This window comes from Pseudomonas sp. 21615526, from assembly GCF_013386245.1.
Classification (GTDB): Bacteria; Pseudomonadota; Gammaproteobacteria; order Pseudomonadales; family Pseudomonadaceae; genus Aquipseudomonas.
Genome location: NZ_JACAOM010000261.1, coordinates 1 through 386, shown reverse-complemented (window position 1 = coordinate 386; position 386 = coordinate 1). Strand labels below are relative to the sequence as shown.

At 60.6% G+C, this 386-nt stretch carries 1 protein-coding gene; it reads right to left on the bottom strand.

Annotation, left to right across the window (positions count from 1 at the left end; genetic code table 11):
• A partial coding sequence (locus tag HX786_RS31600) for an aminotransferase class I/II-fold pyridoxal phosphate-dependent enzyme (RefSeq protein ID WP_178913095.1) occupies nucleotides 1-386 on the bottom strand: 386 nt, incomplete at both ends.

The following is a 386-nucleotide window of genomic DNA, read 5'->3' as shown; positions in this document are numbered from 1 at the left end:
CAGGCGCTGGATTTCCTGCTGGTACTTGCCGGCAATCATCCAGCCAATGCGAATGCCCGGTGACAGGGTCTTCGAGAAACTCGAGCAATAGATGACCCGGTCCAGACGGTCGTAGGCTTTCAGGGCCTTGGTGCGGCCCAGTTCGAACATCAGTTCGCCATAGATATCGTCCTCGACCACCTGGATATCGAAATCCGAGGCCAGGCGCAGCAACTGTTTCTGCCGCTCTTCGGGCATGGTGCCGCCCAGGGGATTGCTCAGGCGCGTGGTCAGCACCAGGGCCTTGATCGACCATTGGTTGGCTGCCAGTTGCAGGGCTTCCAGGCTCATGCCGGTGGCCGGGTCGCTGGGGATTTCGATGACCTTCAGGCCCAGCAGATCGGCCA